This is a genomic window from Chlamydiifrater volucris, assembly GCF_902806995.1.
Lineage (GTDB): Bacteria > Chlamydiota > Chlamydiia > Chlamydiales > Chlamydiaceae > Chlamydiifrater > Chlamydiifrater volucris.
In genome coordinates, this window is sequence record NZ_LR777654.1 from 589,584 (window position 1) to 604,522 (window position 14,939).

The window sequence follows — 14,939 nt, forward strand, 5'->3', positions numbered from 1 at the left end:
GTTTTCGGGTGTTAGTTCGAGATGAACCTTGATGGGAAACTAGCCAAGAAAAGTTATTAAACGGAGGAGATTTCGTGCTGAATATAGATTTAAAAGGCAAAGTTGCTTTTGTTGCTGGTATTGGTGATGACCAAGGTTACGGCTGGGGAATTGCCAAACTTCTCTGCGAAGCTGGAGCTACAGTCCTTGTAGGCACATGGGTCCCTATATACAAAATTTTTCAACAATCTTGGGACATGGGTAAATTCAATGAAAGCCGCAAACTCTCGGATGGGTCTCTCATGGAATTTGCTAAAGTTTATCCTTTGGACGCAGGCTTCGATACCCCTGAAGATGTTCCTGCAGAAATCATGGAGAACAAGCGCTATAAGGAGATGACTCATTTCACAGTTAGCGAAGTAGCAGATTTAGTTGCAAAAGATTACGGCAAAATAGATATCTTAGTCCATTCTCTAGCCAATGGTCCAGAGGTAACAAAACCTCTCATTGATACCAGCCGAAAAGGTTATTTAGCAGCTCTCAGCGCTTCCTCATACTCTTTTATCAGTCTGCTCTCTCACTTTGGCCCCCATATGAATAAAGGCGGAAGTACAATTTCTCTTACCTACTTAGCTTCACAAAAAGCTATCCCTGGCTATGGGGGAGGCATGAATTCTGCAAAGGCTGCTTTGGAGAGTGATACGAAAATTCTGGCCTGGGAAGCAGGTAAACGATGGGGCATCCGAGTAAATACTATATCAGCGGGACCATTAAAGAGCCGCGCAGGCAGAGCTATAGGATTTATCGAAAGAATGGTTGACTATTACTTAGAGATGGCTCCCATAGCCGAACCTATGACAGCTGAACAAGTAGGCGCAGCAGCAGCTTTCCTGGCCTCCGACCTGGCTAGCGCCATAACAGGAGAAACTCTTTACGTCGATCATGGCGCTAACGTTATGGGAATAGGTCCTGAAATGTTACGTACGCGTGATTAAACGGTCTCTTTGCACCTCTCCGCATACCTAGCCTCCCCCTCTTCCCAGGCAGCCAATATACCTAGTGAAGACGCTGGGGGAGCTAAAAAGTCCGCTTGGCTATGCATATGTGCTGGAGCCGAGCTCATAACTATCTTGAAATCCCCCCTGTCAATGAGGTCTATATCGTTGGCGTCATCTCCTGAGGACATGATGAAAGGTTTTTTGCCCTCGTATAAATTTTCTACGACGGTGTCTAAAACTTTGCCCTTAGATGCACTCCCATGAGTGATATGCACTAGAGCATATCTATGATCAAAGGGCCATCGAATGAGTGTTACCATTAGCTCTTTTCCTATAACTGGATGGTCGAAAAGCTCGTTGTATACTTTCTCTACGTCCTCTTTCTTACCCATAACTTTGGCAGCAGCAAAATGGGAGAAAGGATACTCCTTACTCAAGGAGTCTACTTCAAACAAATGATTATCAATGTCTTTTTCTGAAAAATAAGTTTTCTCTACAATCTTGGCAAACTCAGCAATGGAGTCAGGAGACCGTTTTCGATAATACTTGTCCTTTCTTTCGGCTCCAGAGCCGGCGGTAAAGATTACTGGATGCGAATAGACTACGGATTCTATAAGCTCCAAATAGGAAGCTTCTATCATATTGGACAAAATCACCCTGTTCTCCAACGACGACCAAACACTGGCTCCGTTTTGACATCCTAACAAATAAGGAACCTTAATATCTGATAAAATTTCTCTAGCATAAGAGAAAAATCTACCTGTGATAAAGAAAATGTCCCAATTATTTTTGTGCAATCTGTGGATAGCTTCACAAACTTCCGGCTCTAAACTTTTTGTCCCCACCGTAATCGTGCCATCAATATCCGTAACCATCAATTTTTTCATACACTTCTCCCCAAGTACCATTTAATTCCCTTCTGCCACCGGCTTTAAAAACTAGCAACTAGCAAACTCTATCCTTGTCCTTTTTTCAAAGGCTTGCTTATGATCCGGTTATTTAGTTAATGCACCTTTAAAACCATTATGTCGAGAAATATACTTTCCTTTTTTGTGAACAGTGCCGTTGATATGGCCGAAACTGCTCAAGAAGCCCCTTTAAAAGAATTTCTTCCTTTAAATATGCGCTCAGAGTTATTCAAAATGCTGTTTTCTCTTGTTATACTCTTAGGAGCCTTTGGCGTTTGCATTTGGGCCTTTAAAAAGCTTTTACGTAATAAAACCTCAAGGTTAGGATCTTCTTCAGCCATAAAAATTTTAGACAAACGCGCACTTACGCCTAAGTCCTCTATCTACCTTGTTGAGGTGGCCAATAAAGTCCTCATTCTTTCTGAGTCTAATGACTCCATTTCCTTGCTTTCAGAGTTTCCACCCAATACTGACATCCTAGAACTGATGAAATCCCGGAAAGACTCTCAGCCTCAATTATCGCCCAAAGACTTCATTTTAAAAGCCATCCAAACAAAAAAACCACCTCAAGAATCACCCAGAAATACTCCTATTCCCTAAAACCTTGCAGTAGCAATAGTTTTAATGAATTCCATCATTGTCAGTACGTCATTTCCTTATCTTGAATAATTATATTCCATGAAGTTACACTGAGCCCTTATGAGCGACCAGAGAAAAATAAGAAGGAACGGCTAAATTATGACATGGATCCTTAATCAAAATAACCTAATAAGCTTTCTAAAGGAAAACAATTTTACTCCTTTTGAGGAAACTACCAGCCGGCTTTCTTATATTAACTTAAATGCCGATGATCACGAGATCCCTTTATTTTTTGTCATTCGTAACGAAGGAGAGATTTTACAGTTAATTGCTTATCTCCCCTTCCATTTAAAGGATTCTGAAACCCAAGCTACAGCTCGTTTGCTACATCTTTTAAATAGGGATCTAGACATACCTGGGTTTGGTATGGATGAAGAGCAAGGCCTTATGTTCTATAGATTAGTTGTCCCATGTCTCAACAAGCAGATAGATAGCAAACTTCTGCTGGTGTATATTAATACTGTCCAACTCGCTTGCGACAGCTTCTCTCACGCTATAGGGTTAATTTCTTCTGGATCTATGAATCTGGATGAGTTACAGCGAGAGGTAAGAAAGGAAAATCATCCTAAATAAGTTCGTCTATGACCCTCCATTTTATCTTTTATGACACTGAAACTACGGGAACAAACGTAGAAAAAGACCGAGTGATCGAAATAGCTGCCTACAATCCAGAAACTGATGAGTCATTTGTCTCTTACGTGAACCCAGGAATTGTGATTCCTCAAGAAGCCTCCAACATTCATGGAATCACTAACGAAGTTGTGGAGCAAGCTCCGGAATTTCCCGTTGTTATAGAATCGTTCATAAATTTTTGCGGCGGAGATGCCGTGCTAGTGGCTCACAATAATGACAGCTTCGATCTGCCCTTACTTGAGAGCGAGTGTCTAAGACACTCTATCTCCCTACCCAAATATGCCTCTATAGACTCCCTGAAATGGGCAAAAAAATACCGCCCTGACCTTCCTAAACACAACTTGCAATATTTGAGGCAAGTGTACGGTTTTTCAGAAAATAGAGCCCACAGGGCTTTGGATGACGTGATTATCCTGCACAAAGTCTTCTCTGCAATGGTTGGGGATCTCTCTCCTTCTGCAATTATAAACTTATTAGCGGGAAACACCAATCCTAAGATGTTCAAAATGCCTTTTGGAAAGTACAAGGGGAAAAAATTGACAGAAGTCCCGGCTTCTTATATCCAGTGGCTTCAGGATCAAGGTGTTTTTGAAAAACCTGAAAATAAAGAAATCAAACTTGCAGTTGAGGCGCTTAATTTATGACAACAACTGATAATACATTGTCTGCCGCCTTCTCCCCTTGCCCCAACGATATTTTCCTGTTCCGCTCTTTTCTCAGGAAAGAAGAGGGATTCGATATCTTATCTGATGCTATCCAGGCTGATATTGATGCCCTGAACAGTATGGCTTCTCGACACGAAATTCCTCTGTTAAAAATCTCTGCAGCTCACTATCCCTCCGTAATAAAGAACTACCAGATGCTGCCAGTAGGGGCTGCCGTGGGATTTTCCTGCGGCCCTTTATTAGTGACTAAAGCTTCTACTCCTCAATCTGATATCAAGTCCGTTGCTGTTCCCGGAATACACACTACTGCTGCTGCTTTGGTACGTATTTTTTATCCGTCACTAAAACTACTTGTCGTCCCCTATGACAAGATCTTGTATGCCATTGAAGAAAATATTGTTCATTCAGGGGTGATTATTCATGAAAGCAGGTTCTCTTATGATAAGAGCACTTTCTGCGTTGTTGAAGATTTAGGATTGAAATGGGAAAGGTTAACCTCTCTTCCCGTTCCTTTAGGATGCTTGGTAATATCCAGAAAAGTTTCAGAGTCTGAACGACTTTTGATCACCAAACTACTGCAAATATCCCTAAACCAATCTTTAAATCAAAAAAAAGAAGACGCTATATCACTCGCTCTCGAATACGCCAAAGAGAATGATCCCTCAATTATAGAAAGGTTTTCAGAAGTTTATATCTCCCAAGAAACTCTTATTCTTTCTCCTATAGGGGAGAAGGCCTTTACCAAGTTATGGGACCATACCTCTTCTCTTACCAAATGAAAAACTCGGAATAGACCGTATTATGTCCCATTATCTTGTTATTGTTGCCGATATAAGAGAAATTCAGGCCTTTCTAGAAGCTGAGGAGGCTATCCCCATACATGACAACGTATACCGAATATCTTTTGACTCATTCTCTGTTGACATTCTCATAGCTGGGTGGGGAATGGACGTCGCTGTTAGCACTGTTAAACAATGGCTAAAACGATCAGATATTTTTTATGATTTTTGGATCAACATAGGCATAGCCGGAGTTTCTTCACAGCAGAAAGCCTTGAGTGAAACTTATTCCATAGCAACTGTAAAGAAAATTATAGACCGTTCCTCTTTCCCCTCCAGTTACGCAGAGAAAAATCTACTCCCCTCTATAGACCAAAGTACAAAAAACTTATGGATTATTGATCCTTTAACTCCTCAGATTTCTCCTCGTCACCTTTCTATTTTTCCATCGGCATCCTTATACACAGCTTCAAAACCAGTAAATGACGGGCTTAATGATTCTTTTGAACTAATAGATATGGAAGGCTATGGTCTAGCTGCGCTCGCCAAAGATATTGGAGTTTCTATAACGTTAATCAAAATTACTTCAGACTACGCGAACGCCGCAGCAAGTCTATTTATTTATATACACCTGCCAGAACTGTCAGAAAAAATCAAAAAGAGCCTGCACCAGGCTTTATTCTTCTTAGAAAACACGCCTTGCCTTTGTGTGCATTGATCAACAAAACCCGACCTATTCAAAAGGATATATCCCATCTTAATCTTACTCTGCCAACGAAGAATATACTACCTCTTCTGCAGCGCTACCAGGAGCATCCATGACTCCACTTACAGAATTGGAGAGCAACCACATCTCCCTAAATCCTGAGCAGGTTTGTAATAGTTCTTCTTTAGTCCCTTCAGCAATTTTTCGACCATTCTCGATATATATAATTCTGTCCACATGCTCCAAGGTAGATAGTTTGTGAGCCACAATAATTTGTGTACAATTTCCTTTAAGACTACTGACAATTTCTTTGATATAATTCTCACTAACAGCATCCAACGAGGAAGTAGCTTCATCCAACAACAGTATAGAGGCCTTTTTCAATAATGCTCTAGCTATTGTCAGCCTTTGCTGTTGTCCTCCAGAAAGGTTTTTACCGGATTCTTCTAAAAGTGAGTGTATTCCGTCAGGCATCTTACCAACAAATCCCGAAGCATGAGCGTCCCTGAGGGCTTCTAAAACTTCATCTTCACTAAAAATTTTTCCTAAAGATAAGTTGTTAAACACTGAGTCGTAGAAAAGAAAAGGTTTTTGCGGAACACAAGCTATATGTTCCCTTAGGGAGCTTATATCATAATTGGTTATGGAACAACCATCTATCAAAATATCTCCAGAATCTATTTCATAAAGTCTGGGCAACAATTTTATGATGGTTGACTTACCAGATCCTGTAGGTCCTACAATACCGATGGATTCTCCTTTTTTCACAGAGAAAGTAATGCCCTGCAAGACAGCATCTTCAACATCAGAATCTTCTTTGTAGCTAAAGAAGACATTTCGAAATTCCAGCACTGATCGCATCCCGGTGAAATTCTTCTGCGTCCCCTTATCATCTTGTTCCTTACAAAGGTTTATTACCTCAAAAAATCTTTCAGCTGCTGCGCACCCTTTCATAATTTGTGTGTTTTCATCTGCAAACTTCTTAATAGGTTCGTATACAAGATACAACAGACCACAAAAAACCAATAAATCTGAAGGTGTAATTGCAAAAACATACAACCCTACTAGCATCACTGCAGCTAAAAACAAAGAAGCTGCAGCGTGTAATATGGGTCTTGGAGCTATTCCATAGCGCGCACTTTTCTCCTCTAATTTAGCAACCTTTTCATTATGCGACCCATATTTTTGGAGAGAAAACTCCTCGGTACAAAACAACTTGATAGTCATTATTCCAGACAAAAAATCAATCAGAACCGATGAGAAATTCGATTTGTTCACCTGAACATTGCGTGCTATGGACTTAATCTTTTTGGCTAAAAAAACCACAGGCAAAACAAGAATGGGAAATCCTAAAAATACTGTAAGCGAAAACTGCCATGATATTGAATAGCAGATGGCAAGCGTTAAAAGAAAAGTTGCTGGAGCATGCACATAATTGATAAACAATGAGTTTACAGCTTCGGCTATTTGTTCAGAATCCATGGTAATTCTACTACTCAAATTTCCAATGCCGTACGAATGAAAAAAAGACATCGGTAATTTCTGCAAAGCCGAGAAATACTCATACCGAAGGTCTTTACTTACCCTTATAGAAATGAGCATTGTTAAATAACGAACAAAAAATAATGTGATAGCCTTAAACAAAGCAACTAAAGCCAGAACACCTATCAAACGATAAAAACTTTTATAGGAACTAGACGCCTCAGAGAGCTTCAACCAACTGTCTACCGTTGAAGCAATTTTTTTGGTTATGGAAGATCTCTTAGATGCAGGGGCATTTTCTGCCAGGTACGCGTTAGCTTTGGAAAGAGTTATGGACTTATCTCCAGCAGCGATTTTATCAAAAGATTCCAAAAGACTTTCTTTATCAATTTCTTTTGGAATAGTTGCCAATTTTGAGGTCTCGCCTGCTTCTTTTTTACCAAACAACTGGAAAGCGTCAGGACCAGTTTTGACAATGACCCCCAGAGAAAGGATTTCCGCCTGAGAAGCCAAGGAATATCCCACAATAGATAATAAAGAGAAGCCAAGCAGAACTAGGTGCTTTTTACGCCTAAGGACTGCCCTTAGCAGTAGCTTCATAAATGCCTATATTACGAAATTTTCGGTATCGCTTTTCTAATAGTTCTTCCAAAGGAAGATCTTTTATCTGATTCCATTGAGAAAGGATAAAATCTTTGACATTTCTATATGCTGTTTCTGGATGGTGATGCGCCCCACCTATAGGTTCTTTTACCACAGCATCGATAATCGAAAAACCAAGAAGATCTTCCGCATGCATCTTCAGCATAGCCGCAGCTTCGCTATTTTTTTTTGGATCTTTCCAAAGAATAGACGCGCACCCTTCTGGAGATATCACTGAATAATATGAGTGCTCCAACATCCCTACCACGTCCCCTACGCCCATGCCCAAAGCTCCACCCGAGCATCCTTCACCTATAACGAGAACTATGATAGGGGTGGCTAATCTGGACAGTCTAAATAGATTATAAGCTATTGCCCGACCCTGTCCCCTTTCTTCCGCTGTAAGACCTGGATAGGCCCCTGGAGTATCTAGAAGAAAAACTACGGGAAGCCCAAATTTTTCAGCCATTTCAGCTAACCGTAAAGCTTTGCGAAAACCTTCGGGATTTAACATGCCAAAATTCCTATGAACCCGAGAAACGGTATCATGCCCCTTCTCTTGTCCAATGATCATAAATCTGGTGTTCCCTATTCTAGCCAAGCCGCCTACGACAGCAGGGTCTTCCCTGAAGGTTCGATCACCACACAACTCAACAAAATTCTCGCAAATAGCTTCAATGTAGTTGATAGATCGAGGTCTTGCTGGATGACGACAAATTTGCACCCTCTCCCAGGGAGTCAAGTCAGAATAAATCTTCTCTTTCAATTTATCTAAACGTTTTTCTAATTTCTGAATCTCGGATGAAGATAGAAGGGAATTTTCCTTATTCTTCTCCTTAAACTGTGCTATGGTCTTTTCGTATTCAACTACCTGTTTCTCATGGGGCAGCAATTCCATAAAAGATTCCGACATTCCCTAGTTAAAAAAAACATAATTTTAATACAAATAATTCTTAAAAACAATTAAATAAAACACTTTTAATAAAGGCTCTTCCTTCAAATTCTCTCTACTCTGCCTTCTATTTTAGATTCTTTGTAAGAAACATTAACTAAAAAATCAGCCCCCCAAAAATCAGGACCTCCATTTAAAGAAAATATTTTAATATCGTCACACGCCGACAAAAAAGTCAACCTAACACCTTCTCTTGCCCCACGAATGATTATCGAAGACATTGGCCCGCGGTAAGAATCTGGCGCGGTCGCCCGGAGAGCCGGCCCCCCAGAAACAGAACATGTTTTACCTTTAAAGAACAAAGAAAAGGTATGCAAGGAAGACTCCATCATCATAGACTCAAACGTAAAAAAATTCTCTGAAACTATAACTTTAGAGGAAACATGTGGACCTATGCCAGAATCTGTAAAACTCTTATACCTAGACCTATTTGAGGATAATTTGGAAGCCCTTGAAACAAAAGATGCCTCAATAAAATCTTCCCCCTCACGTATCGAAAAACTCTTAGCTAAAGACGCTAGCCCAAAACCATGACAGAGATCTATTTCCCCTTCATGAGGCCCATAAGTAATTACCCCAGTGTCCCCTATAAGAAAAGCCCCCATCCCGCTCTTGCAACCCGAGGCTGCGATAAAGGCCGCAGAAGAAAGAGACCTCCTCATCCAAAACCCTAATTCTTTATCCATGAAGCTGTACTCAGAAAAAGGTTTCTTATCCATCTGATACAAAAATGATTTCGAAACCCGGGTAACCTCTTTCTCTCTGTAATTTCCCCCTTGAGTCCACAAAGAAGGCAAGACTCTCTCTTCATGAGTGAAGAGAGATTGCTGAAAAGGAATCATTGACTTAGCCCGTTCCCGAGCTTCGTCGTAAAACTCTCCTATCTTTAACAATAACAACCCGAGCTCTGCGTGCTCTCCAGGATAAGGAAGCCCTCCCCAAGAAAATCCTCCATAGCGAAACAGCTTCACTGCTCCAGATTCAAAGGAATCCAAACCAAGGAACGAAAAATCTAAATTTACACCTTCTTCCAAAGAAGACAACATGTATGCGGCAGCAGCTATTTCATGAGCTTTTAAAACAGGATGCCTCTTAAAAAGATTTAAAACAGATCTTCTTTTGCTTTCGTTATAATAGGCCCCAAGGAGAACCCTGACACTCTCCTCAAAACTACAAGAAATCAACTGATTTACAGACAAATCACATAAAGAACTCAGAGTCAATGACCCATGAGTCTCTGGCTCTTGAAACACTGACTCTCGAGTCCTTGGCTCCATCTCTCAAACAATTCACATGACGCTTAAAAAAAACGTAAGATAACTGACGAACCTCTTAAGGTCAAGCTTCCGAAAAAAAGACAGAAGCCTGACCGAAGCTTATACTATTTTTCAACTAGGAAGATTTTGCTGGGGTTTCGATAAGTTTTTTCATCTTTTTCCCTGGAGTAAACTTAACAGCTCTTCTAGCAGGAATGTGAATAGGTACAGCAGCATTCTTTGGATTTCTACCAATTTTAGGCTTACGTTCCACAACTTGTAGGACTCCAAAATCTCTGAACTCTAAACGATCTCCCTTTGCTAGAGCGTCAGTCATCTTATCCAAGAAGTTTTGTATCACCATTCTCACGTGGCTAGGGTGGATCTTTTGATCCTGAGAAATCGTTGATATCAGTTTCTTCTTAGTCATAGTAGCCATAAGCTCTGCCTCCTATTAAACGCTCCTGCAACAGCTATTGTTAAGATAGCGCGAATTGTCCATGTTTGAATTATAAGCGTATAATAGCCATCCAACTATTGGATTCAAGTTATTTTTTTAAAATCTAAAATCTTTTCCCCTTCCAAAGACAAAAACCTCAGCAAACGACACCAAAAACAAAAAAACATAAGTAACACGAAAAGAAGATGATACAAAAGACTCGCAAAAAAAATATAGGCACTCCTTGCTACCTGACAAATATCAAGACAATATATTTCATTTTCATAATTTTATGACCAAAAACAACTCCGCAATAAAGCAATTTAGGTGACTCCTTAATGAATTTCTGCTAGAGTAGTTACCTTTTGAGTCCTCGTAGCTCAGTAGGATAGAGCGGTTGCCTCCTAAGCAGCAGGCCATGCGTTCGAATCGCATCGAGGACGATTCTACGTGCTACCTTTTGGTCGTTTTAGTAACAACCTTTCCTCCACCCAAAGAGGTGGCGGCGGATTTGGTTGCTGGTTTTTCTAGAGAAACCTTTTTGTTTCCCCTCATTCCTAAATAAGCATGTATACCCTCTGCTATCCCTTTGGCCAAGCGCATTCTGTATCTACCATCCAATAGACACCCCCTTTCTTTGGGATTCGACAAAAAACCTGTCTCCACCAAAACAGCCGGCATCGTCGTCTCCCTGATGACAGCAAAATTGCCTACCTTAACCGCGCGAGACTTTAATGAACCACTTCTTTCCATCGCTTGCATGATTTGCTTACCTAACTCTTCTGATTGTCTGACTCTTGTTGCAGAAGCTCCCTTGCCATTGTAGAAGTATACCTCCGTGCCGTAAGCGGCGGTATTGGACGAATGATTGCAATGAATACTTACAAAAACATCTGCTCGACCAGAATTTGCCAAAGAAGCCCGACGATAAAGGTCCACGAAAACGTCTGATGTCCTCGTCATAATAGGGCGATACCCCATGCGTCGCAAATAATTTTGCGTAGCCACAGCCAAAGATAACGTTAGCTGCTTTTCTTCATAAAAAGGATTCTTTCCCGAAGTTCCTTGATCCTTGCCGCCATGACCCGCATCGATATAGATGACCTCAGACCGAGCTCCTCGTTGCGAGATGGCTGGATTACCCAAGCAAACAATAGGCAAAAATAAAAAGACTAACGCGTTAACAACTAGAGGCAATTGCAGCAAGAACCTCCTCCTTATCATCGAAAACAATCGTACGATGCTTAAAAATCTGATATGTCTCATGCCCCTTACCAGCAACGAGAACAATATCTTTATCCGAAGCAATAGACAAAGCATATTTTATTGCTTGTTTTCTGTCGATTTCGACACAGAAATTATCCTTAGAAAATCCGGAGCAAATTTCTTGAATAATACCTGCAGGATCTTCTGTACGAGGATTATCTGTTGTAACCACAGAAAACCCGTACTTCTCAGCAACTTGAGCCATTACCACACGCTTACCTTTATCTCTATCTCCTCCACAGCCAAAGACAATAATAATTCTTCCCCCTGTCGGAAGAAGAGACTTTAAAGCTACAAGAACATTCTCCAAAGCGTCCGGAGTATGAGCATAATCGACAAAAACAGGACAGGCACCGCCATCTATCCTCTCGAGACGCCCACGAGGAGCTTGACTAGTTTTCAGAATATATACAGCTTCCTCTAGAGAAAAACCAAAGTCTTCTACAGCTACGCAAAGAGCAGCTAGAACATTGTACACGTTGTGAAGACCTACTAGAGGCACCTTAGCTAATACTGATTCTCCTTTATACGAGACAGTAAAACAGGTCCCCTCGCTGCTTAAAACAATATTAGAAGCCGTCAAATCACAAGCATTTTCTATACCGTAGAACATAACCCTGGCTTCGGTTAAGGAAGCATATTTTTTAGCATACGGAGAATCACCGTTAAATATCGCCAAACTATTGGAGCTTAAGGAAGAAAACAACAACCCTTTAGCCTTCACATAGTTATCCCAAGTTTCGTGAAAATCCAAGTGATCCAAAGTCAAATTAGTAAAAATCGCAGTATGGAAAGGGATGTTTAATAATCTATCAAGAACCAAGCCTATGGAAGAAACTTCCATAGCCACGTTTTGAAGGCCATTCTTCACCATTTCACCCAGATACTTATATATTGAAGAAGCATCTGGCGTCGTCAAATCCCCCATTACTTTTTGAGCCCCTAAAACATATCCTAGAGTCCCCAAAGAACCACAAGGCGAGCCCATAGCATCAGACAAATGCTTAACTAGACTAACAACAGTAGTCTTTCCATTAGTGCCTGTAACGCCTACGATATGCATCTTTTTCTCCGGATAGCCATAACACTTTGCCGCTAACAAAGCCTCTATCAAGACAACTTCCTTAGAAACAATCTGCACAACGTTTAAAAAAGGATTATAAACTTCAGAAACGACGGCAACAGCGCCATTCTCTACTGCTTGCTTGGAAAAATCATTTCCATCAAACTTAGCCCCTTTCTTAGCTATGAAAACATCTCCATACCCCACAACCCTAGAATCTACAACAATGTGCCGAACTTCGATCCCCGAACAACTGCCATGAAGAACATATTCGACCTTTCCCAAACTTTTGAGCAATTCTGTCAGCTTCACTACCGATTCCACTCCTCAAATGACCGCTTCAAAGACTCCACAAACTCCCGACAGCCGCTTCCTTCTTTATCTGGAGAGACCCCCAGATAGGGAAGAACCCTTGAAGCTATCGCAGAAAACACAGGAGCTGCACAACGTCCACCCATATAGTTCTTCGTGCCATCCTCTAAGACAATATGAGCCGGATCATCAATAGAAACAAGCAAAACAAACTTAGGCAAAACATTTTTATCAAAATTAGCAGGAGAAAAACCAATAAATGAGGATATATGCCGATTCTTACAGTATTTACCCTCAAAAATTTTTTCTGAAGTGCCAGTTTTCCCTCCTGAAGAAAAATGTTTCATAGAAGCCCTAACCCCTGTTCCTCCTGGCAAAGTCGTTAAGCTCATAGCCCTAATAAGCTCCGAAACAGTACCATCAGAAAATAATTTTTCGGCTCCTCGCTCCTTTCGAATAGTATAACGCCTTCCCGTAGGAGTGCGAATCTCCTTAACAAGAGTAGGCTTCACTAAATACCCTCCATTTAATAGGGCAGAATAAGCAACAGCCATCTGTATGCCCGTTGCCATAATATTGTAGCCCATGGCTAACGAGTACGGTGTCGATAAACTCCACTCCGGACTTCCATTGGAATGAAAACGGTTAGGCGAAGGAACCATCCCTGGCGCTTCGGCAGGAATTTCCACTCCTGAAACTCCACCAAACCCCAGTGATAACAACTGCTTTCTATACCAATCCACTCCAAGTCTACTGACGATCCTATCGGCTAATTGAGCCATGTAAACATTAGATGATTTCTGGATAGCCATGTACATATTCAATCGCTTTCTTGGAGTGATGTCCTTTAAGGGCTTATTAGCTCTTCCCGGGAAAATAGTCCTAGTCACATCGATAGGATCTTGAGGAGAAAACAAGGGCTTCTCTCCTCTGCTTATCAATTCTTCATTGCCTTTCAAAGCCAAAGCAACAGTGATAGGCTTCATGATAGACCCAGGTTCAAATACATCACTAACTACGGACACTTTGGTATATTCAATCTTCTCTTTGTCATTGAAGTATTCTTTGTAGTCACCTGGATTAAAAAAAGGGTATTGAGCTAACGCTAAAATTTCCCCTGAGTAAGGGTCCATCATTATGACACGCCCCCCTTTAGCTTGTGCTGCCACGACCCCTTTTTCTAACTCTTCCTCTGCAATCGTTTGTATATGATGATTGATAGTAAGGAAGATATCAGACCCATCCCTTGGCATCTTAATCACTCTATCCAAATCAAGCCTGTTTAACGGAGACCTAAGTAATTTTCTCTCACCAGACTCTCCTTCTAAAACATGATTAAAATAAGCCTCAAGACCTCCTGTAGGGAAGGCTTTTCCTGTTTTTTCATCTTTGACCTCCCTTATGGTATGCAGAACTTGACCAAGAAGTTTCCCAAATGGGTAAGATCGCCGATAGTCTGTTACAAAATAAATTGCGTTAGAGGGAATCTTGCATTTTGCAGCAAATGGACGCCACCAACTCAATACTCTTTGTTTGCACTCCTTATCTTGCCAGGAAAACACTTTACGACTGCGAGACCTCTTATTCATTTCAGAAAGAATCATCTTTGTATCACCTTCCCCAACAAGAGACACAAGATGATCGGCTATTTCTTTCTTGTAAATGTCTGGTATAGATGCTGGATCCAAGAAAACATGAAATTTCGTCAAGTCAAGAGCTAAAGGACGAAAATCCTCTTCTTTGCTTTGATGAGGTAGAGCCGAGGCAAAAAAAGTCCCTCGACGAAAAGGCTCTTTAACACGGAATTCATGTTGCATAGAAGCCTCAGAAGACCATTTGTCTCCACTAATAATTTGGATCTCGTAATAGCGCGCTATCAGTAGAGAATAGAGAAAGAAAAGCCCTATCACAATAAAAATTAATCGCTTTTTCTTTATCATCCGGCATCAAGAAAAACTAAAGAATCGATGGTCGGGTAGTGTAACCCTTCATATTCTGGAAGTGAAGCAATTTCCATTAAATTCTCTGAACTTTCATATCTCTCTATAATAAAAGATAGGGAAACATTTTCTTCTTCTAGTTCTCTTAGATCTGCGGATGTTCTTGGAATAGCCAAACGAACCTTAGTAATCTCATTTTGTTTGTTCACATAAGAATACATGAGAATCGCTGAGAACAAACAACACGCAGCCAAACGAAAGAATAATAACTTATGCATCA

15 protein-coding genes and 1 tRNA gene are annotated in these 14,939 nt (G+C 40.8%); 7 read left to right on the plus strand and 9 right to left on the minus strand.

Annotated features, from left to right (window positions below):
- Window positions 1–74: 74 nt before the first annotated feature.
- On the plus strand, window positions 75–974 hold the full coding sequence (locus KJA62_RS02545; protein ID WP_213318462.1) for an enoyl-[acyl-carrier-protein] reductase: 900 nt from the start codon (window positions 75–77) through the stop codon (window positions 972–974).
- On the opposite strand, the gene KJA62_RS02550 is transcribed toward KJA62_RS02545, so the two are convergent.
- The gene (locus KJA62_RS02550; RefSeq protein WP_213318463.1) at window positions 971–1,864 is read right to left on the minus strand and encodes an HAD-IIB family hydrolase; all 894 of its coding nucleotides are present in this window, start codon (window positions 1,862–1,864) and stop codon (window positions 971–973) included. The genes KJA62_RS02545 and KJA62_RS02550 overlap by 4 nt on opposite strands.
- 165 nt (window positions 1,865–2,029) lie before the next feature.
- Between KJA62_RS02550 and fliO the strand changes: the two genes are divergently transcribed.
- The 5 genes from fliO to KJA62_RS02575 all read left to right on the plus strand — a co-directional run bounded on the left by fliO (window position 2,030) and on the right by KJA62_RS02575 (window position 5,319).
- Entirely contained in the window at window positions 2,030–2,485 is a 456-nt protein-coding gene (gene fliO, locus KJA62_RS02555; RefSeq protein ID WP_213318464.1) for a flagellar biosynthetic protein FliO, read from the plus strand.
- A gap of 135 nt (window positions 2,486–2,620) precedes the next feature.
- Entirely contained in the window at window positions 2,621–3,097 is a 477-nt protein-coding gene (locus tag KJA62_RS02560; protein ID WP_213318952.1) for a YbjN domain-containing protein, read from the plus strand.
- 8 nt (window positions 3,098–3,105) lie between these two features.
- A complete protein-coding gene (locus KJA62_RS02565; RefSeq protein WP_213318465.1) occupies window positions 3,106–3,801 on the plus strand; it encodes a putative quorum-sensing-regulated virulence factor in 696 nt (231 codons plus the stop codon).
- Window positions 3,798–4,601, plus strand: a complete 804-nt coding sequence (locus tag KJA62_RS02570) for an MqnA/MqnD/SBP family protein (RefSeq protein ID WP_213318466.1) — start codon at window positions 3,798–3,800, stop codon at window positions 4,599–4,601. The genes KJA62_RS02565 and KJA62_RS02570 overlap by 4 nt, the downstream gene beginning before the upstream one ends.
- A gap of 22 nt (window positions 4,602–4,623) precedes the next feature.
- Entirely contained in the window at window positions 4,624–5,319 is a 696-nt protein-coding gene (locus tag KJA62_RS02575; protein WP_213318467.1) for a nucleoside phosphorylase-I family protein, read from the plus strand.
- A gap of 45 nt (window positions 5,320–5,364) precedes the next feature.
- Here the strand turns inward: KJA62_RS02575 and KJA62_RS02580 are convergent, their stop codons facing one another.
- The 4 genes from KJA62_RS02580 to KJA62_RS02595 all read right to left on the minus strand — a co-directional run bounded on the left by KJA62_RS02580 (window position 5,365) and on the right by KJA62_RS02595 (window position 10,078).
- Window positions 5,365–7,389 (minus strand): ABC transporter ATP-binding protein, encoded by a 2,025-nt coding sequence (locus tag KJA62_RS02580; RefSeq protein ID WP_213318468.1) that lies wholly within the window; start codon window positions 7,387–7,389, stop codon window positions 5,365–5,367.
- On the minus strand, window positions 7,361–8,329 hold the full coding sequence (locus tag KJA62_RS02585) for an acetyl-CoA carboxylase carboxyltransferase subunit alpha (protein ID WP_213318953.1): 969 nt from the start codon (window positions 8,327–8,329) through the stop codon (window positions 7,361–7,363). Before KJA62_RS02585 ends, KJA62_RS02580 begins: the two co-directional genes overlap by 29 nt.
- A 98-nt stretch (window positions 8,330–8,427) precedes the next feature.
- Window positions 8,428–9,636, minus strand: coding sequence for a hypothetical protein (locus tag KJA62_RS02590; RefSeq protein ID WP_213318469.1), 1,209 nt, complete (start codon window positions 9,634–9,636; stop codon window positions 8,428–8,430).
- Window positions 9,637–9,775: 139 nt separating this feature from the next.
- Window positions 9,776–10,078 carry an HU family DNA-binding protein gene (locus KJA62_RS02595; RefSeq protein WP_213318470.1) on the minus strand — a complete coding sequence of 101 codons (303 nt, stop codon included), beginning with the start codon at window positions 10,076–10,078 and terminating at the stop codon, window positions 9,776–9,778.
- Between the two features lie 369 nt (window positions 10,079–10,447).
- On the opposite strand from KJA62_RS02595, the gene KJA62_RS02600 reads away from it, so the two are divergent.
- Window positions 10,448–10,521 (plus strand) — tRNA-Arg (locus tag KJA62_RS02600).
- 10 nt (window positions 10,522–10,531) lie between these two features.
- Here the strand turns inward: KJA62_RS02600 and KJA62_RS02605 are convergent.
- The 4 genes from KJA62_RS02605 to KJA62_RS02620 are packed head-to-tail and all read right to left on the minus strand — an operon-like array spanning window position 10,532 to window position 14,937.
- Complete coding sequence (locus KJA62_RS02605; RefSeq protein ID WP_213318471.1) at window positions 10,532–11,344, minus strand: N-acetylmuramoyl-L-alanine amidase family protein; 813 nt, start codon at window positions 11,342–11,344, stop codon at window positions 10,532–10,534.
- Entirely contained in the window at window positions 11,259–12,719 is a 1,461-nt protein-coding gene (locus KJA62_RS02610; protein ID WP_213318472.1) for a UDP-N-acetylmuramoyl-L-alanyl-D-glutamate--2,6-diaminopimelate ligase, read from the minus strand. The genes KJA62_RS02605 and KJA62_RS02610 overlap by 86 nt, the downstream gene beginning before the upstream one ends.
- A complete protein-coding gene (locus tag KJA62_RS02615) occupies window positions 12,719–14,659 on the minus strand; it encodes a peptidoglycan D,D-transpeptidase FtsI family protein (protein WP_213318473.1) in 1,941 nt (646 codons plus the stop codon). The genes KJA62_RS02610 and KJA62_RS02615 overlap by 1 nt, the downstream gene beginning before the upstream one ends.
- On the minus strand, window positions 14,656–14,937 hold the full coding sequence (locus KJA62_RS02620) for a hypothetical protein (RefSeq protein ID WP_213318474.1): 282 nt from the start codon (window positions 14,935–14,937) through the stop codon (window positions 14,656–14,658). Before KJA62_RS02620 ends, KJA62_RS02615 begins: the two co-directional genes overlap by 4 nt.
- Window positions 14,938–14,939: the final 2 nt, after the last annotated feature.